The following is a 19,269-nucleotide window of genomic DNA, read 5'->3' as shown; positions in this document are numbered from 1 at the left end:
GGCGGTCTCGCATCGCCAAGGCTAGGCCATGGCTTGCCGCCATCGTCGTGATCGACTGCTCATATTGGTGGCAGTGGTGAACATGCATGCGTCCGTTCTGCGACTGCCATCGCGGGCAAGTTTCATGCCGTGTTGACGGCGTTCCGACAGATGACGGATTTCACGGTTCCGGGCCCGAGTACATCCACGCCATGGGTGGGGTCAGATCCCTCTGCGGTACAGAGGGATCTGACCCCAGGCCCGCAAAAAAGAAACCCGCGCCGAGGCGCGGGTTTCTTTCCAGGTCTCAACCGGGCGGCGATGAATCAGCCGCGCAGCTGCTCCAGCGCGGCATTGAAGGTCGCGCTCGGACGCATCGCGGCAGCGGCCTTGGCCACGTCCGGACGGTAGTAGCCGCCGATGTCCACGGCCTTGCCCTGCACCGCGATCAGCTCGTCAACGATCTTCTGCTCGTTGTCGGCCAGCGCCTTGGCCAGCGGAGCGAAGCGTGCCTGCAGCGCGGCATCTTCGTTCTGCGCTGCCAGGGCCTGCGCCCAGTACAGGGCGATGTAGAAGTGGCTGCCACGGTTGTCGATGCCACCGAGCTTGCGCGAGGGCGACTTGTCGTTGTCCAGGAACTGGCCGTTGGCCTCGTCCAGCGCCTTGGCCAGCACGCGGGCGGCAGCGTTGTCGTAGCGGTTGCCCAGGTGCTCCAGCGACGCGGCCAGGGCCAGGAACTCACCCAGCGAATCCCAGCGCAGGTAGTCCTCTTCGACGAACTGCTGCACGTGCTTCGGCGCCGAACCGCCAGCACCGGTCTCGAACAGGCCGCCACCGGCCATCAGCGGCACGATCGACAGCATCTTGGCGCTGGTGCCCAGCTCCATGATCGGGAACAGATCGGTGAGGTAATCGCGCAGCACGTTGCCGGTCACCGAAATGGTGTCCTCGCCCTTGCGGATGCGGGCCAGCGAGAAGGTGGTCGCTTCCACCGGCGGCAGGATGCGGATATCCAGGCCGGTGGTGTCGTGGTCCTTCAGGTACGTCTCGACCTTGGCGATGACCTGCGCGTCGTGGGCGCGGGCGGCGTCCAGCCAGAACACGGCCGGGGTGCTGCTCAGGCGCGCGCGTTCGACGGCCAGCTTGACCCAGTCCTGGATCGGCGCGTCCTTGGTCTGGCACATGCGCCAGATGTCACCGGCTTCCACGGCGTGTTCGAACACCACGTTGCCAGCCTCGTCGGTGACCTTGACCACGCCGTCGGCAGCGATCTGGAAGGTCTTGTCGTGCGAGCCGTACTCTTCAGCCTTCTGCGCCATCAGGCCGACGTTGGGCACCGAGCCCATGGTGGCCGGGTTGAAGGCACCGTTGCTGCGGCAATCATCGATGACGGCCTGGTACACACCGGCATAGCAGCGATCCGGAATGACCGCCTTGGTGTCCTGCAGCTTGCCTTCGGCATTCCACATCTTGCCGGAGTCGCGGATCATCGCCGGCATCGAGGCGTCGACGATCACGTCGCTCGGCACGTGCAGGTTGGTGATGCCCTTGTCCGAGTTGACCATGGCCAGGCCCGGGCGCTGCGCATACTCGGCCTGCAGGTCGGCTTCGATGGCGGCACGGGTGGCTTCGGGCAGCGACGGCAGGCGCGCGACCAGGTCGCCGATGCCGTTGTTGGCATCGAAACCGGCCTGCTTGAGCGTGTCGGCGTGCTTGGCGAGCACGTCCTTGTAGAACTCGTTGACGACCACGCCGAACATGATCGGGTCGGAGACCTTCATCATGGTCGCCTTCAGGTGCAGCGAGAACAGCACGCCCTGCGACCTGGCGTCTTCGATCTGCGCATCGATGAAGGCGGCCAGCGCCTTGCGGCTCATCACTGCCGCGTCGACGATCTCACCGGCCTTGACCGCGGTCTTTTCCTTCAGCACGACGGTGCTGCCGTCCTTGCCGTGCAGGGTGATCTTCAGCGCGCCGGCGTTGGCCAGGGTGGCCGACTTCTCGCTGCCGTAGAAATCACCCGCGTCCATGTGCGCAACGTGCGACTTCGAATCGGACGCCCAGGCGCCCATGCGGTGCGGGTGCTTGCGGGCGTAGTTCTTCACCGACAGCGGCGCGCGCCGGTCGGAATTGCCTTCGCGCAGCACCGGATTGACTGCGCTGCCCTTGACCTTGTCGTAGCGCGCCTTGTAGTCGCGCTGCTGGTCGTCGGCCGGGGTCTCCGGGTAATCCGGCAGCGGATAGCCCTGGTCCTGCAGTTCCTTGATGGCGGCCTTCAGCTGCGGCACCGAGGCGGAGATGTTCGGCAGCTTGATGATGTTGGCGTCGGGGGTGGTCGCCAGCTGGCCCAGCTCGGCCAGGTCATCGTTGACCTTCTGCGCATCGCTCAGCAGTTCCGGGAACAGCGACAGGATGCGGCCGGACAACGAGATGTCACGGGTTTCCACTGCGATGCCCGCGGTGGAGGTATAGGCGTCGACGATCGGCAGCAGCGACTGGGTGGCCAGGAACGGTGCTTCGTCGGTCAGCGTGTAGAGGATCTTGGACATGGGGGACTTGGACTCTGTAGCAGTGCTCAGGGGAAGGCCGGCGCCAGCGCCGGGCCACGTGCAACCGTGTCACTTTCCCCGCCGCCGTCAGGGTGGGCGCGCGCCGGGGAAACCCCTGCATTGTCGCGTTTTCAGCCGCGCGGGGCAAAGCCGTGCCATACGCGGCGGTACTGCACGCCGGCAACGCTGTGATCCATCCACGCATGGCGTGGGTCTGCGGAAACATCCCCGCGCGAGGATCGGTCAGGTGTCTGCACCCGTGGATCCACGCCTTGCGCGGATGAGGCCTTCCCGCAACGCCGCCAACAAAAAAGGACGCAGCCTCGCGGCTGCGTCCATCGTGAGTCCAACCGGGAGAGAGTCGGCGGGACTTACTTGACCTCGAACTCCTGCGGCGTTCCGGCCGCCTTACCATCAACCATGACTTCGGCGCGGTACTTGCCGGCCGGCCAGCCATTGGCATTCTTGAAGGTGATGTTGGTGGTCTCTGCACCGCTGGTGTTCAGGGTTGCGTTCTGCTCACCGGCCACCTGGCCATCCTGGAAGGTCAGCTTGGCGCCGACGGTGACATTGTTGGCCGCGCCGTCGGTCTTCACCGAGACGATGACATCGTCCTTCGGCGCGAACAGGGCGGCCGTGGTCACCGACTTGTCAGCTGCAGCGGTCTTGCCGACAGTGACCGCCGATACCGCTACGGCCGATGCAGCCATCGGCGGCGGCGCGCCGGTCATCGGCGCGGGCGCCTCGGCCGGCGTGGTTGCCGCCGGAGCCGCGTTGTTGTCTGCGGTTTCTTCCTTCTTCTTGCAGCCCACCAGGGCGACGCTGCCCAGCAGCGCGGCCAGCAGGGCATTCTGAAGCGGGGTCGTCTTGATCATTCGGGATTCCTCCAAGGATTGTTCGGACGGCGATTGGATCGCCGGTATTACTTCGGCGGCAGTTTCAGGGTCTGGCCCGGGAAGATCTTGTCCGGGTCGTCGAGCACATCGCGGTTGGCTTCGAAGATCTTCTTCCAGGCGTTGGCATCGCCCAGATGCTGCTTGGCGATCTTCGACAGCGAATCCCCCTTCTGCACGGTGTAGGTGCCACCGCTGGCCACCTCGGCGGTACTGTCCACCGAAGCACTGACGCCGGAAAAGTCCGCCTTGGGGACCTGCTGGGCGGTACTGTCGACGCTGCCACTGACGCCGGAGAAATCGGCTTTCTTCTCGGTACTCATCCACACACTCCCGTCTGTATGACTACATGGCTGGCACGGTGTCATAGAGGTTGTTAAATGGGGATGGTGCCGATGTGAAGCCGCCCCCCGGGGCGGCTGAACAATCGGGGCCCAACCGGTAGCGCCAGGCCATGCCGGGCGGCTCTGGATGGGGCCGCTGCGCTCGCCGGGCATGGCCCGGCGCTACCTGTAGCCGCCTGCGGCGGCTACTGCCGCAGTTCGCGGTAGGTCGCGGCCGGGGCGGCAATGCCGGGGCTGGCGCGCCACGGGTTGATGTCCAGGCCACCGCGACGGGTATAGCGGGCTTCGACTTCCAGCCACTGCGGCCGGCAGCGCGCGGACACTTCACTGAAGATGCGCTCGACGCACTGCTCGTGGAACTCGGCGTGCTCGCGGTAGCTGACCAGGTAGCGCAGCAGGCCGGCACGATCGATCTGCGGGCCGCGGTAGCGCAGGCTGACGGTGGCCCAGTCCGGCTGGCCGGTGACCGGGCAGTTGGACTTCAACAGGGCCGAGACCAGGGTCTCCTCCACCAGCGCATCGGCGTTGGCCGACAGGTAGTCCGCCTGCGGCGGGCCATAGCAATCGATGTCCACCTCAAGGCCGTCGATCGACTCGCCCAGCGGTGATTCGCGCAACGCCGGCAGGCCGAACGTGACCTGGACCGGGGCGCCGGCGCAGGCCGACAGGTCGGCGACGAGGCGCTCGCGCAGGGCTTGGGCACTGTCGATGCGGGTGCTGTTGAGGGAGTTCAGGTACAGCTTGAACGACTTCGATTCGATCAACCGCGGCGAGGTGCACGGCACCTGCACGGTGGCGACGGCGACCTGCGGTTTGCCACGCGGGTCAAGCCAGCTCAGTTCGAAGGCGTGCCAGCGGTCATGGCCGACGAAGGGCAGCGCGGCCTCGTCCAGACCGATCTCGGCGCGGGCGCCGACGCGCGGGATGGGAAACAGCAGGCCGGGATCGTACTGCGACGGGTAACTGACCTCGCGACCGAGGCTGGAATCCTGTGGGGTGTTCATGGTGCTTATTGTATCGCGCGCAGAGCGGGCCTTCGGCCGGGTCGGCCAACGGCGGAGCCCCTCCGTGGTGGGGTTGGTTGGTCGGCATAGCGGTCTATCGGGTTGGCCGGGAGGGTGGGTGGGCTGGGGGACGCCGTGAATACGTCCTTGTAGGCTCGGGCGCGCCATCCATGGCGCTTACGCCCCCAGCCAACCCACCCTCCCGGCCACGGCCAATTTCCCGCGCCACCACGGGAAAGATCAGGAAAGAATCAAAATCAAAAACCGATGCTTCAGACGTTCATGATGTCCGCCGTGTCGACCAAGGTCGACACCTACCAAAGCAGGATGTCGTTCCGACAGCCGCGGGAAGCTGTCGAAGGCGGGGTGGGTCCGGTGGCAGGGGCGTGAGCGCCATGGATGGCGCGACCGAGGCTACAGGGACGTACTTGCGCCGTCCCCTGCCACCGGACCCACCCCGCCATCCCACAGATAGCCATCTTTTGCCGTTGCTGTTGAGGTTGCCGGCCAGCGGCCGGCACTACCGCTTCGGCGGGTGCAGGGCGCAGCCCTGCCCGAAACCCTCAACCCGCCGGGGTGCCGGCACCATGCAGATAATCCAGGCTCACCTGCAGCAGCGCGCGGAATCCGACATCCAGCGCCTTCTCATCCAGCAGGAACTTCGGCGAATGGTTGGCCGGCGCCGTCGCCGGGTCGATGCCTACGCTGGTGGAACCGACGAAGAAGAACATGCCCGGCACTTCCTTGGCGTACAGCGAAAAATCCTCCGCGCCCATCTGCAGCGGCGGCTCGTACACGTTGTCCTTGCCCACCACCGCCTGCAGGCTCGGCAGCATCTTTGCGGTCAGCGCCGGGTCGTTCACCGTGGCCGGGTTGCCTTCCGATTCGTAGATGTCGGTCACCGCCTTGGCCCCATGCGCGGCGGCGGTGTGGTCGGCCACGTTGCGCAGGTCGGCGAAGATCTGCTGGCGCATGCCTTCGTCAAAGGTGCGGATGGTGCCAACCATTTCCACTTCATCGGGAATGATGTTGTAGCGGATGCCGCCGTTGATCGCGCCGAAGGTCAGCACCGCCGGCTGCTTGGACAGATTGGCGCGGCGGCTGACGATGGTCTGTGCGGTACCGATCAGGTCGGCGGTGGCAACAATCGGGTCGACGCCGTTCCACGGTGCCGAGCCATGGGTCTGTCGGCCGATCACCTTGATGCCGAAACGATCGGACGCGGCCATCAGCGGCCCCCCGCGCACCGCGATCTGTCCTGCCTGCACGCTGGAGAACACATGCAGGCCGAACACCGCCTCGGGCTTGAAGTCGGCAAACAGGCCTTCCTTCAGCATCAGCGCCGCCCCGCCCTCTTCCGGCGGCGGTGCACCTTCTTCGGACGGCTGGAAGATCAGCATCACCTGGCCCGGCAGGTCCTTCTTCATCGCCACCAGCGCTTCGGCCACGCCCAGCAGGGTGGCGGTGTGCGCGTCATGGCCACAGGCGTGCATCACGCCTACGGTCTGCCCGCGGTACTGCGCGGTGGCCTTGGAGGCGAACGGCAGGCCGGTCTGCTCGGTCACCGGCAGTGCGTCCATGTCCGCGCGCAGGGCGATCTTCGGCCCCGGCTTGCCGCCTTCGATGATCGCCACCACGCCATGGTGGGCGATGCCGGTCTTCGGCTTCAGGCCCATCGCGCGCAGGCGCTTGGCAACTTCGGCGGAGGTGCGTTCCTCGCGGTTGGACAGTTCCGGGTGCTGGTGGAAATCGCGCCGCCATTCAACCACCTTGGCTTGCAGGCGCTGCGCGGCAGCGGTCACTTCCGGGCGCTGCGCGTCCTCGGCGTGGACAAGGGCCGGCAGGGCCAGCAGCAGGGCGGACAGCAGCAACGAACGGCGCATCTCGATCTCCACGGAAGGGGTCTGCACCTGAATGTAGGGCAACCTTGCCGTTACGGGAACCTCCAGCGTCGTCCATCTGTCTGAGCGCCCGTCCCATCCGTCATGCAGGAAACCCGGTGGGCCACAGGTATGCTTTGCGCATTGCCACCCGGGGTGCCACCCCGTCCAGCCCTCTTGGAGTCTTGAATGTCACGTGTTTGGAAGATCGTGCTGCTGGTCGTGGCGGTACTGGTGCTGGCCGTGATCGGCCTGCGCGTACTTGGTGGCGGCAAGGACAAGGCTGCCGGGCAGCAGGCAGGCGCCGGCCAGGGGGGTGAAGATCCCGATGCCGGCCCGGTGCCGGTGACCGTGGTCGATGCCGCGCGCCAGGACGTGCCGGTGTATGCCAGCGCACTGGGCACGGTGACCGCGATGAACACCGTGACGGTCAGCCCGCAGGTGGGTGGCCAGCTGATGAGCCTCAATTTCCGCGAAGGCCAGGAAGTGAAGAAGGGCGACGTGCTGGCGGTGATCGACCCGCGCACCGCCCAGGCCAGCTATGACCAGGCCGTTGCATCCAAGCGCCAGAACGAAGCCCTGCTGGCCACTGCGCGCTCGAACTACCAGCGCTCGAACGCGCCGGAGTACCGCCAGTTCGTGGCCAAGACCGATCTGGATACACAACGAAACCAGGTGGCACAGTACGAAAGCGCAGTGGCAGCCAATGAAGCCAGCATGCGTTCGGCGCAGGTGCAGCTGCAGTACACCAAGGTCACCGCGCCTATCACGGGTATCGCCGGCATCCGCGCGGTCGACGCCGGCAACGTGGTCAACGCCGGTACCGCACTGGTCACCCTGACCCAGATCCATCCGATCCACGTGCTGTTCAACCTGCCCGAACGCCAGCTCGGCGACGTGCGCCAGGCGCAGGCCGCCGGCAGCGTGCCGGTCGCAGCGCTGGACCGCGCCGATTCGCACGTGCTCAGCGGCGACGGCAAGCTGGACGTGGTCGACAACCTGATCAGCGCCGACAGCGGCACCTTCAAGGCACGCGCGGTGTTCGACAACACCGACAACGGCCTGTGGCCGGGCCAGTTCGTCAATGTGCGCATGCAGCTGCGCACCATCGGCGGCGGCGTGGTGATCCCGACCCAGGCAGTGCTGCGTGGCCCGGATGGCGAGTACGTGTACGTCGTGCAGGGCGACAACACGGTGAAGATGCAGACCGTGCGCAGTGGCGTGGAAGTGGGCGACAGCCAGGTGCAGATCGCCGAAGGCCTGAAAGGCGGCGAGCGCGTGGTCAGCGAAGGCCAGTTCCGCCTGAAGCCGGGCAGCAAGGTGACCGCGCTGAAGCCGGGCGAAACCCCGGCCGCACCGACCGAGGCCGAACTGAAGGCCGCCGAACAGAAGAGTGGCGGCGGCCGCCGCGGTGGTGGCCCGCGCTGAGCGCAGGCCCCTGCTCTTCCCCGCGCCGGCGATCCCGCCGGCGCTGCCATTGAAGTGCCAGCAAGGATCAGTCCGTGGGCTTTTCGACGATCTTCATCCGCCGCCCGATTGCCACCTCGCTGTTGATGGCGGGCTTGTTGCTGCTGGGCATTCTCGGTTACCGCAAGCTGCCGGTGTCGGCGCTGCCGGAAATCGATGCGCCCAGCCTGGTGGTGACCACGCAGTACCCCGGTGCCAACGCCACCACCATGGCCTCGCTGGTGACCACGCCGCTGGAGCGCCAGTTCGGGCAGATCTCCGGGCTGGAACTGATGACCTCCGATTCCTCGGCGGGGTTGTCGACGATCATCCTGCAGTTCTCGATGGACCGCGACATCGACATCGCCGCACAGGACGTGCAGGCGGCGATCCGCCAGGCCACCCTGCCCTCGTCGCTGCCGTACCAGCCGGTCTACAACCGGGTGAACCCGGCCGACGCGGCCATCGTCACCCTCAAGCTGACCTCCGATACGCGGCCGCTGCGCGACGTCAACAACTACGCTGACTCGATCCTTGCCCAGCGCCTGTCGCAGGTGCAGGGCGTGGGCCTGGTGTCGATCGCCGGCAACGTGCGTCCGGCCGTGCGCATCCAGGTCAATCCGGCGCAGCTGTCCAACATGGGCTTGACCCTGGAAGAGCTGCGCAGCGCGCTCACCCAGGCCAACGTCAATGCGCCGAAGGGCTCGCTGAACGGCAAGACCCAGTCCTACAGCATCGGCACCAACGACCAGCTGGCCAGCGCCGCCGAGTACCGCGACACCATCATCAGCTACAAGAACGGCCGCCCGGTGCGTCTGTCCGACGTGGCCGAAGTGATCGATGGCGTGGAGAACGACCAGCTGGCGGCATGGGCCGATGGCAAGCCGGCCGTGCTGCTGGAAGTGCGCCGGCAGCCGGGCGCCAACATCGTGCAGACCGTCGAGCGCATCCGCGCGCTGCTGCCGCAGCTGCAGGGCGTGCTGCCGGCCGACGTGCACCTGGAGGTGTTCTCCGACCGTACCGAGACCATCCGCGCCTCGGTGCATGAAGTGCAGTTCACCCTGATCCTGACCATCGGCCTGGTGGTGGCGGTGATCTTCGTGTTCCTGCGCCGGTTCTGGGCCACCATCATTCCCTCGGTGGCGGTGCCGTTGTCGCTGGCCGGCACCTTCGCGGTGATGGCCTTCACCGGCATGTCGCTGGACAACCTCTCGCTGATGGCGCTGGTAGTGGCCACCGGCTTCGTGGTCGACGATGCGATCGTGATGATCGAGAACATCGTGCGCTACATCGAACAAGGCAAGAGCGGCAAGGAGGCGGCCGAGATCGGTGCGCGGCAGATCGGCTTCACCGTGCTGTCGCTGACGGTTTCACTGGTGGCGGTGTTCCTGCCGCTGCTGCTGATGCCCGGCGTCACCGGCCGCCTGTTCCACGAGTTCGCCTGGGTGCTGAGCATCGCGGTGGTGCTGTCGATGCTGATCTCGCTGACGCTCACCCCGATGATGTGCGCCTACCTGCTCAAGCCCGATGCACTGCCCGAGGGCGAGGACGCGCACGAACGTGCGGCCGCGGCCGGCAAGCAGAACCTGTGGACGCGTACCGTCGGCCTGTATGAGCGCAGCCTGGACTGGGTGCTGGAACACCAGCCGCTCACCCTGGCCGTGGCCGCAGCCGCGCTGGTACTGACCGTGCTGCTGTACGTGCTGATTCCCAAGGGCCTGCTGCCCGAGCAGGACACCGGCCTGATCACCGCCGTGGTCCAGGCCGACCAGAACATCGCCTTCCCGCAGATGGAGCAGCGCACCCAGCAGGTGGCCGAAGCGCTGCGCCGGGATCCGGATGTCACCGGCGTATCGGCCTTCATCGGCGCCGGCAGCATGAACCCCACGCTCAACCAGGGCCAGCTGTCGATCGTGCTGAAAGAGCGCGGCGAACGTGACGGGCTGGAAGACATCCTGCCGCGCCTGCAGAAATCCGTCGCCGGCATCCCCGGCGTGGCGCTGTACCTGAAGCCGGTACAGGACGTGACCCTGGACACCCGCGTGGCCGCCACCGAGTACCAGTACTCGCTGTCGGACGTGGACAGCGCGGAAGTCGCGCTGCAGGCCAACCGCCTGACCCAGGCGCTGCGCCAGCGCCCGGAACTGGCCGACGTCGACAACAACCTGTCCAACCAGGGCCGCGCACTGGAACTGAACATCGACCGCGACAAGGCCAGCGTGCTGGGCGTGCCGATGCAGACCATCGACGACACCCTCTACGATGCGTTCGGCCAGCGCCAGATCTCGACCATCTTCACCGAGCTCAACCAGTACCGGGTGGTGCTGGAAGTGGCACCGCAGTTCCGCACCAGCACCGCGCTGATGGAACAGCTGGCGGTCGCCTCCAACGGCGCCGGCGCACTCACCGGCACCAACGCGACCAGCTTCGGCCAGGTCACCTCGTCCAACTCGTCGACCGCCACCGGTATCGGTGCACAGAACACCGGCATCACCGTCGGTGCGGGCGGCATCATCCCGTTGTCGGCGCTGGCCGAGGCGAAGGTCTCCAGCGCGCCGCTGCTGGTCAGCCACCAGCAGCAGCTGCCTGCGGTGACGGTCTCCTTCAACGTCGCGGTGGGTCATTCACTGTCCGATGCGGTCAAGGCCATCGAAGAGACCAAGGCCAGCCTGGACATGCCGGCGCACGTGCATGCGCAGTTCATCGGCAAGGCCGCCGAATTCACCGGCAGCCAGACCGACGTGGTGTGGCTGCTGCTGGCCTCGCTGGTGGTGATCTACATCGTGCTGGGCGTGCTGTACGAGAGCTACATCCACCCGATCACGATCATCTCGACCCTGCCACCGGCCGGCGTCGGCGCGCTGCTGGCATTGATGGTCTGTGGCCTGAGCCTGTCGGTGGACGGCATCGTCGGCATCGTGCTGCTGATCGGCATCGTCAAGAAGAACGGCATCATGATGGTCGACTTCGCCATCGAGGCGCGGCGCACTGGCGCCAACGCACGCGAGGCCATCCGCCGCGCCTGCCTGCTGCGCTTCCGCCCGATCATGATGACCACCGCTGCAGCCATGCTTGGCGCGTTGCCGCTGGCGCTGGGCACCGGCATCGGCTCGGAACTGCGTCGGCCGCTGGGCATCGCCATCGTCGGCGGCCTGCTGCTGTCGCAGCTGGTAACCCTGTACACCACGCCGGTGATCTACCTGTACATGGAACGCTTCTCGGAATGGCTCGCCCGTCGGCGTGAACAGCGCGCGCTGCGCGATGGCACGGTTCAGGAGCCGCAGGCATGACCCTGGCCCCGCACCTTCGGGGGGCTGCACGATGAACCTGTCCGGCCCCTTCATCCGCCGCCCGATCGGCACCGCCCTGCTGGCCATCGGCTTGTTCATGGTCGGCGTGATCTGTTACCTGCGGCTCGGCGTGTCGGCGTTGCCGAACATCGAGATCCCGGTGATCTTCGTGCACGCCAGCCAGTCCGGTGCGGATGCGGCGACCATGGCCTCCACGGTGACCGCGCCGCTGGAGCGCCACCTCGGCCAGCTGCCAGGCATCGACCGCATGCGCTCGTCGAGCTCGGAAGGCAGCTCGCTGGTCTTCATGATCTTCCAGAGCGACCGCGACATCGATTCGGCCGCGCTGGACGTACAGACCGCGATCAATTCGGCGCAGGCCGACCTGCCCTCGGGCATGGGATCGCCGATGTACCAGAAGGCGAACCCGAACGACGATCCGGTGATCGCCATCGCGCTGACCTCGCAGACGCAGTCCGCCGATGAGCTGTACAACGTTGCCGATTCGCTGCTGGCCCAGCGCATCCGCCAGATCGGCGGTGTCGCCTCGGTGGATATCGCCGGTGCCTCGACGCCGGCGGTGCGTGTGGACGTCAACCTGCGCCTGATGAACGCGCTGGGACTGACCGCCGACGACCTGCGCAATGCGGTGCGCGCGGCCAACGTGACCTCGCCCACCGGCTTCCTCAGCGATGGCAACACCACCACGGCGATCATCGCCAACGATTCGGTTGCACGGGCCGCCGACTTCGCCGATCTGGTGGTCAAGACCCAGGGCGATGGCCGGGTGATCCGCCTGAAGGACGTCGCCAACGTCTACGACGGCCAGCAGGATGCCTACCAGGCCGCGTGGTTCGACCACAAACCGGCCGTGGTGATGTATGTGTTCACCCGCGCCGGCGCCAACATCGTCGAGACCGTGGACCGGGTGAAAGCGCAGATTCCCGCGTTGCGCGACTACCTGCAGCCGGGCACCACGATGACGCCCTACTTCGACCGCACCCCTACCATCCGCTCGTCGCTGCATGAGGTGCAGATCACCCTGCTGATCAGCCTGGCGATGGTGGTGCTGACCATGGCGCTGTTCCTGCGCCGGTTGGCGCCGACGCTGATCGCGGCGGTCACCGTGCCGCTGTCGCTGGCCGGTGCCGCGCTGGTGATGTACGTGATGGGCTTCACCCTGAACAACCTGAGCCTGCTGGCGCTGGTGATCGCGATCGGTTTCGTGGTCGACGATGCGATCGTGGTGATCGAGAACATCATGCGCCACCTCGACGAGGGCATGCCGCGGATGCAGGCGGCCTTCGCCGGTGCGCGCGAAATCGGCTTCACCATCGTCTCGATCACCGCTTCACTGGTCGCGGTGTTCATCCCGCTGCTGTTCGCCAGCGGCATGATGGGCGCGTTCTTCCGCGAATTCACCGTGACCCTGGTGGCGGCGATCGTGGTGTCGATGATCGTTTCGCTGACGCTGACCCCGGCGCTGTGCAGCCGCTTCCTCAGCGCGCACGACCACACGGCGGCACCGTCGCGCTTCGGCCGCTGGCTCGATGCCGGTCACGAGCGGATGCTGCGCATCTACACCGTGTTCCTTGATTTTTCACTGCGTCATGCGCTGCTGCTGTCGTTGACGCCGTTGATCCTGATCGGCGTCACCATCTTCCTGTTCGGTGCGGTGAAGAAGGGCGCGTTCCCGCCGCAGGACACCGGCCTGATCTGGGGCCGCGCCAATTCCAGCGCAACGGTGTCCTTCGAGGACATGGTCAGTCGCCAGCGCCGCATCACCGACATGCTGATGGCCGACCCGGCAGTGAAGACCGTGGGCGTACGCCTGGGCAGCGGCCGCCAGGGCTCCAGCGCGCAGTTCAACGTGGAACTGAAGTCGCGCAAGGAAGGCCGCCGCGAAACCACCGCACACGCACTGGCACGGCTGAGTGCGAAGGCCGACCGCTACCCGGACCTGCAGCTGCGCCTGCGCGCGATCCAGGACCTGCCCAGCAACGATGGCGGTGGCAACAGCCAAGGCGCGCAGTACCGCGTCTCGCTGCAGGGCAACGACCTGGCCGCACTGCAGGAATGGCTGCCCAAACTGCAGGCGGCATTGAAGAAGAACCCGAAGCTGCGTGATGTCGGCACCGACGTCGACAACGCCGGCCTGCGCCAGAACATCGAGATCGACCGGGCCAAGGCCGCGCGCCTGGGCATCTCGGTCGGCGCCATCGACGGTGCGCTGTACGGCGCCTTCGGCCAGCGCCAGATCTCCACCATCTACTCGGACATCAACCAGTACAGCGTGGTGGTCAATGCGCTGCCGTCGCAGACCGCCACGCCTTCGGCGCTGGACGAAGTGCATGTGCGCGCACGCAACGGCGAAATGGTGCCGATCACGGCGGTGGCCCGCCAGGCGCCGGGCCTGGCGCCCTCGCAGATCACCCATGAAAACCAGTACACGACGATGGACCTGAGCTACAACCTCGCCCCCGGCGTCAGCATGGGCGAGGCCAAGGCCATCATCGACAGCACCGTGGCCGGCATGCGCATGCCCGGCGACATCCGCCTGGCCGACGACGCCGGCTTCGGCTTCAACTCCGACCCCAGCGACATGCTGATCCTGGTGCTGGCAGCCATCCTCACCGTCTACCTGGTGCTGGGCATCCTGTACGAAAGCCTGATCCACCCGGTGACGATCCTGTCCACCCTGCCGGCCGCCGGCGTCGGTGCGTTGCTGGCGTTGTTCGGCACCAATACCGAACTGTCGGTGATCTCGATGATCGCGCTGGTGCTGCTGATCGGCATCGTCAAGAAGAACGCGATCATGATGATCGACTTCGCCCTGGTGGCGCAGCGCGAACATGGGCTGACTCCGCGCGAGGCTGCACGTGAAGCCAGCATCGTGCGTTTCCGCCCGATCATGATGACCACGATGGTGGCGATCCTGGCGGCGGTGCCGCTGGCGATCGGCCTGGGCGAAGGTTCAGAGCTGCGTCGCCCGCTGGGCATCGCGATGATCGGCGGCCTGCTGTTCTCGCAGAGCCTGACCCTGCTCAGCACGCCGGCGCTGTACGTGATCTTCTCGTGCCTGGCCGAGCGCTGGAAGGCGCGGCGCGCGCGCAGGCGTGAAGCGAAGCTGCTCAGGCGCGCACAGCGGGCGTAGCAAGGCCCATCCACGCATGGCGTGGATCTACTGCAACACCTACCTTGGTGGGTGCGGACCGTTGGTCCGCACGCCGATGGCATTTGACGCGCCGTAACGAAAAGAGAACAATTCTCATCCAGCCATGGTCCTGCGCCCCCTTGCGGCGCCCCGCTGCCGTCCCCGGCACGCCTGCGTGATCCCAGCCACCGACCTTTCCCCCCTGCATGGGCGGATGGCCCGTGGCCGCCCGCCGAGGATCTCCATCGATGTTGCCGATTCGCTCCCCCCGCCTGGCCGTACTGGCCGTCGCGCTGTCCGCCGCCTGCACGGCCTACGCCGAGGCCCCGGCCGGATCCCGCAGCGCCACCGATCTGGACGCGGTCAAGGTCATCGCCGAGCGTACCCACACCGAGGCTGGCGCCCTCGGCGATCGTGCCCTGCGTGATACCCCGTTCGCGATCACCGCCGTCGGCCGTGAGCAGATCGAACAGCGCCAGGTCGTGTCGCTGGGCGAAGCCTTCCTGCTCGACCCCTCGGTCACCACCCAGGTCAGCGCCTATGCCAGTGGCTGGAGCTCGCCGATCCGCAACCGTGGCATCGACCTGAATTTCGACAGCTACCGGGTCAACGGTCTGCAGGTCTCGTCCTGGGGCACCGAATGGCCGCTGGAAGTGATGGAACAGGTCGACCTGCTGAAGGGGCCGGGAGGTTTCCTGTACGGCTTCGGCGCGCCGGGTGGCATCGTCAACTACATCACCAAGAAGCCGACCGACGTACCGACCTTCTCCGCCCAGCTCGGCTGGCGCGAGCAGGGCATCGTCAGCGGAGGCATCGACGTCGGCGGCCGCTTCGGCAACGAGCAGATGTTCGGCTACCGCTTCAACGCATACCAGGAAAAGGGCGAAACCTTCAACGGTGGCCATGTCGATCGCAAGGTCGGTGCACTGTCGCTGGACGCGCGCCTGAGCGATGCGCTCACCTGGACCTTCGACGGCGTGTTCCAGTCGCGCGACCTGCGCGAGGAATCACCGCAGTACTACTTCCGTGGCCTGACCTCACTGCCGCGGCCGATCGCCGGCGATGTCGACAACAGCGTGCCCGGCACCTACTACGACACCCGCTCCAGCCTGCTGTCCACCGCGCTGAACTGGCAGATCAACAGCGACTGGAAGGCCAGCCTGAGCTATGGCGTCACCACCTCGTGGAACGACGTCAACAAGATCTTCGCCTACATCGACGATACCAACGGCGACTACGCCGTCAACGTCTATGAGCTCGGCGGCAAGAGCGAGTGGAAGCTGGCACAGGCACTGGTGCAGGGCCGCTTCGGCACCGGCCCACTGCAGCACCAGCTGGTGGCCGGTGTCAGCCACCAGACCGGGCTGGGCTGGGACCGTCCCTACGAGTTCAGCCTGATCGGCCGCGCCAACCTCTACCAGCGCCATGGCATCCGTCACGACGCGGTGGGTTCCCGGGTGATGACCCGCGGTGACGAGACCGTGCAGCAGGCGGTGTTCGTCAGCGATACCGTCGATCTCAGCCATGGCTGGTCGGTGCTGGCCGGTTGGCGCTACAGCGACTTCGAGACCAAGGGCGCCTACCACACCTATCCGGTCACCCCGACCTATGCGGTCATGTTCAAGCCCAGCGAGGCCGTCACCCTGTATGCCAGCTACATCGAGTCGCTGGAAGCAGGCAGCCGCGCAGGCAACAGCTACATCAATGCCGGCGATGTGCTCGACCCCACCATCAGCAAGCAGTACGAGATCGGCGCCAAGGTGGAAGCGAATCGCTGGAACGCGAACGTCGCTGCGTTCCGCCTGGAACGTGGCGCCAACATCGATCAGCTGACCGATGCAGGCAAGCGCCTGGTGCAGGATGGCATCACCCTGTACGAAGGCGTCGAAGCCAGCGCCGACCTGCACCTGACCGATGCGCTGACCGTGGGCGGTGGCGTGACCTGGCTGGACCCGACCTACGACAAGCTGTCACCGGGCAGCGCGGCGCAGGAAGGCAACCGTACCGTCGGTGCTGCGCGCTGGAGCGGCGTGCTGCACGCCACTTACCAGCTGCCGTGGGTGGAAGGGCTGGAGACCTATGCCGCCGTGCGCTACTACGGCGATGTCTGGTACGACGCCGACAACACCCTGAAGCTGCCCGACTACACCCTCGTCAACGCCGGCATCGGTTACCGCCAGCTGGCCTCCGGCCATCCGCTGACCCTGCGGGCCAGCGTGGAGAATCTGGCCAACCGCAGGTACTGGTCCAATGCCGGCGTCGGCCTGCCGCGCACCTTCGCGCTCAGCGTGCGGTTCGACATGTAACGGGCCTCGGTAGCGCCGGGCCATGCCCGGCGGTTGCATGCCACGCCGCGCATGGCGCGGTGCTACCGGATTTCACGCGTGGCCCGTAATAATGGTGGCCGATCCTTTCGCCGAGCCTGCATGTCCGCACGCGAATCCCGCCTCAGCCGCCTGTGGGCCCACGAGAAGGCCAGCTATGGCCTGCGGGTGTTCATTGCCCTGACCGCGGCCATGGCCGTGTGCTGGCATCTGGATGCGCTGACCGCGCTGCCCGGCGTGTTCCTCGGCATCATCGCCAGTGCGATTGCCGAGACCGATGACAACTGGTGGGGCCGGACCAAGGCCGTGCTGCTGTCGCTGTTGTGCTTCTGCCTGGCAGCGGCCTCGGTGATCTGGTTGTTCCCCTGGCCGTGGATCTTCATCGCGGCCCTGGCGCTGTCCACGTTCGGTCTGACACTGCTCGGTGCACTCGGCGAGCGCTACGCATCCATCGCCCAGGCGACCGTGACGCTGGCCATCTACACCATGATCGGCCTGGAACAGCATGGCGCCCATGACCTGCACAGTGCGCTGGATGCGGTCAGCCACCTGCTTGCGGGTGCGGTCTGGTACGGGCTGCTGTCGATCCTGTGGACCACGCTGTTCGCCAACCGGCCGGTGCGCGAGCGCGTGGCCCGGCTGTACGTGGAACTGGGGCGTTACCTGCAGCTCAAGGCCGCGCTGTTCGAACCCGTGCGCGAGGCCGACCTGCAGCGCCGCCAGCTCGACCTGGCCGAACAGAATCGTCGCGTGGTCGGCGCGCTGAACGAGGCGAAGACGGCGATCCTGGCGCGCTTTGGCCGCTCCGGACGGCCCGGCGTCAACTCCGGCCTGTACCTGCGCCTGTACTACATGGCGCAGGATTTCCATGAGCGTGCCAGCTCCTCGCATTACCCGTACGGCGCGCTGGTCGACGCGTTCTTCCACAGCGACGTGCTGTACCGCTGCCAGCGCCTGCTCGACCTGCAGGGCCAGGCCTGTGCACGGCTGGGCGAAGCGATCCGGCTGCGTCGTCCGTTCGTCTACGGCGAGAGCAACCAGCAGGCCGGGCGCGATCTGGCCGATGCCTTGGCCTACCTGCGCGACCAGCAACGCCCGCAGTGGCAGCGCCTGCTCGGCTCGCTGGACCTGCTGGTGCACAACCTGCGCAGCATCGAGCGCCGCCTGCTCGATGCCGAACGTTCCGAAGCCAGCCTGGACAACGTCGACACCCGCCTGCGCGACAGCAACCCGCACACACTGCGCGAAATGGGCGTGCGCCTGCGCCAGCAGCTCACCCCCGGCTCGGTATTGTTCCGCCATGGCCTGCGCATGGCGCTGGCGCTGATCGCCGGTTTCGTTGCCATCCGTCTGTTCAATGCACAGAACGGCTCGTGGGTCCTGCTGACCATCGTGTTCGTGTGCCGGCCCAGCTTCGGTGCCACCCGCCAGCGCCTGGCCCAGCGCATCGTCGGTACGCTCGCCGGCCTGGTGCTGACCTGGGCGCTGCTGCAGCTGTTCCCAACGCTGGAGATCCAGCTGCTGATCGCACTGCTGTCGGCACTGCTGTTCTTCTTCACCCGTACCGACCGCTATCTGGTCGCCTCGGCCGCCATCACGGTGATGGCGCTGACCTGCTTCAACCTGATCGGCGACGGCTTCGTGCTGATCGTGCCGCGCATGGTCGATACGGTCCTGGGGTGCGCAATCGCCGCAGCGGCCGCGTTCCTGATCCTGCCGGACTGGCAGGGTCGACAGCTGCACCGCGTGCTGGCGCGGGTGCTGGATACTGCCGCCCGTTATCTGGAATCAGTGCTGGGCCAGTACCGCAGCGGCATGCGCGACGACCTGGCCTACCGCATCGCCCGCCGCGACATGCACAACGCCGATGCCGCACTGTCCACCGCATTGTCGAACATGCTGCGCGAACCGGGCCACGTGCGCCGCAACCTCGATTCGGGTTTCCACTTCCTGGCCTTGTCCAACACCCTGCTCGGGCATCTGTCGGCGCTGGGTGCGCACCGCGACCAGGTCGACAGCTACGCGGGCGATCCACTCGCGCTGGCCGCCGGCGAGCGGGTGCGTAAAGCGCTGCAGCAGCTGGCGTCGGCATTGACGGCGCAGCAGCCGGTGTCGGAGGAGGACAACGACGCCGATCGTGCGGTGGCCGCCGAACTGGAGCAGCTCGATGAGACGATGCCGCCGAAACTGCAGTTGATCCGCACGCAGATGGCGCTGGTGCTGCGGATGTTGCCGAAGGTGAGAGCAGCGGCCAATGGCGCGGTGCGCGGCCTGGCCTGAGCGGACGGCATCCACGCATGGCGTGGATCTACTGGTGCGGCATCCACGCGTGGCGTGATCTGCTGGAGTGGCATGCGTCCACGGCGGCATCCAGTACCCCCGGAACGACGGTCCCGTCGTCCCTGC

At 66.6% G+C, this 19,269-nt stretch carries 10 protein-coding genes; 5 read left to right on the top strand and 5 right to left on the bottom strand.

Going from position 1 to position 19,269, the window contains the following annotated elements; translation table 11 throughout:
- Window positions 1–305: 305 nt before the first annotated feature.
- From K5K93_RS14595 to K5K93_RS14575, 5 genes are all read right to left on the bottom strand, one after another.
- Window positions 306–2,528 (bottom strand): NADP-dependent isocitrate dehydrogenase, encoded by a 2,223-nt coding sequence (locus tag K5K93_RS14595; protein WP_093818170.1) that lies wholly within the window; start codon window positions 2,526–2,528, stop codon window positions 306–308.
- Between the two features lie 371 nt (window positions 2,529–2,899).
- Window positions 2,900–3,403 carry a hypothetical protein gene (locus tag K5K93_RS14590; RefSeq protein ID WP_025878596.1) on the bottom strand — a complete coding sequence of 168 codons (504 nt, stop codon included), beginning with the start codon at window positions 3,401–3,403 and terminating at the stop codon, window positions 2,900–2,902.
- 47 nt (window positions 3,404–3,450) lie between these two features.
- Window positions 3,451–3,744 carry a LysM peptidoglycan-binding domain-containing protein gene (locus K5K93_RS14585; protein WP_093818171.1) on the bottom strand — a complete coding sequence of 98 codons (294 nt, stop codon included), beginning with the start codon at window positions 3,742–3,744 and terminating at the stop codon, window positions 3,451–3,453.
- Window positions 3,745–3,950: 206 nt separating this feature from the next.
- Entirely contained in the window at window positions 3,951–4,769 is an 819-nt protein-coding gene (gene queF / locus K5K93_RS14580; protein WP_222388261.1) for an NADPH-dependent 7-cyano-7-deazaguanine reductase QueF, read from the bottom strand.
- Window positions 4,770–5,332: 563 nt separating this feature from the next.
- Window positions 5,333–6,652, bottom strand: a complete 1,320-nt coding sequence (locus K5K93_RS14575; protein ID WP_093818228.1) for a M20 family metallopeptidase — start codon at window positions 6,650–6,652, stop codon at window positions 5,333–5,335.
- Window positions 6,653–6,838: 186 nt separating this feature from the next.
- Here K5K93_RS14575 and K5K93_RS14570 point away from each other — a divergent pair, with 186 nt between their 5' ends.
- From K5K93_RS14570 to yccS, 5 genes are all read left to right on the top strand, one after another.
- Window positions 6,839–8,077 carry an efflux RND transporter periplasmic adaptor subunit gene (locus K5K93_RS14570; protein WP_222388260.1) on the top strand — a complete coding sequence of 413 codons (1,239 nt, stop codon included), beginning with the start codon at window positions 6,839–6,841 and terminating at the stop codon, window positions 8,075–8,077.
- A 74-nt stretch (window positions 8,078–8,151) separates the two neighbouring features.
- Entirely contained in the window at window positions 8,152–11,385 is a 3,234-nt protein-coding gene (locus K5K93_RS14565; protein WP_222388259.1) for an efflux RND transporter permease subunit, read from the top strand.
- 31 nt (window positions 11,386–11,416) lie between these two features.
- Complete coding sequence (locus K5K93_RS14560) at window positions 11,417–14,539, top strand: efflux RND transporter permease subunit (RefSeq protein WP_222388258.1); 3,123 nt, start codon at window positions 11,417–11,419, stop codon at window positions 14,537–14,539.
- A 248-nt stretch (window positions 14,540–14,787) separates the two neighbouring features.
- Window positions 14,788–16,845, top strand: a complete 2,058-nt coding sequence (locus K5K93_RS14555) for a TonB-dependent receptor (RefSeq protein WP_222388257.1) — start codon at window positions 14,788–14,790, stop codon at window positions 16,843–16,845.
- A 120-nt stretch (window positions 16,846–16,965) separates the two neighbouring features.
- On the top strand, window positions 16,966–19,143 hold the full coding sequence (gene yccS, locus K5K93_RS14550; RefSeq protein ID WP_222388256.1) for a YccS family putative transporter: 2,178 nt from the start codon (window positions 16,966–16,968) through the stop codon (window positions 19,141–19,143).
- The last annotated feature ends 126 nt before the right edge of the window (window positions 19,144–19,269 follow it).

Origin of the sequence: Stenotrophomonas sp. DR822, assembly GCF_019793815.1 — a bacterium.
GTDB lineage: Bacteria > Pseudomonadota > Gammaproteobacteria > Xanthomonadales > Xanthomonadaceae > Stenotrophomonas > Stenotrophomonas indicatrix.
This window is presented reverse-complemented; position numbering and strand designations above follow the sequence as displayed.

Excerpts from the sequence above, each read along its gene's own strand:
- K5K93_RS14560 (WP_222388258.1), top strand. The coding sequence starts at position 11,417 with ATGAACCTGTCCGGCCCCTTCATCCGCCGCCCGATCGGCACCGCCCTG.
- K5K93_RS14585 (WP_093818171.1), bottom strand. The coding sequence starts at position 3,744 with ATGAGTACCGAGAAGAAAGCCGATTTCTCCGGCGTCAGTGGCAGCGTC.
- K5K93_RS14575 (WP_093818228.1), bottom strand. The coding sequence starts at position 6,652 with ATGCGCCGTTCGTTGCTGCTGTCCGCCCTGCTGCTGGCCCTGCCGGCC.
- K5K93_RS14590 (WP_025878596.1), bottom strand. The coding sequence starts at position 3,403 with ATGATCAAGACGACCCCGCTTCAGAATGCCCTGCTGGCCGCGCTGCTG.
- K5K93_RS14595 (WP_093818170.1), bottom strand. The coding sequence starts at position 2,528 with ATGTCCAAGATCCTCTACACGCTGACCGACGAAGCACCGTTCCTGGCC.
- yccS (WP_222388256.1), top strand. The coding sequence starts at position 16,966 with ATGTCCGCACGCGAATCCCGCCTCAGCCGCCTGTGGGCCCACGAGAAG.
- K5K93_RS14570 (WP_222388260.1), top strand. The coding sequence starts at position 6,839 with ATGTCACGTGTTTGGAAGATCGTGCTGCTGGTCGTGGCGGTACTGGTG.
- K5K93_RS14555 (WP_222388257.1), top strand. The coding sequence starts at position 14,788 with ATGTTGCCGATTCGCTCCCCCCGCCTGGCCGTACTGGCCGTCGCGCTG.
- queF (WP_222388261.1), bottom strand. The coding sequence starts at position 4,769 with ATGAACACCCCACAGGATTCCAGCCTCGGTCGCGAGGTCAGTTACCCG.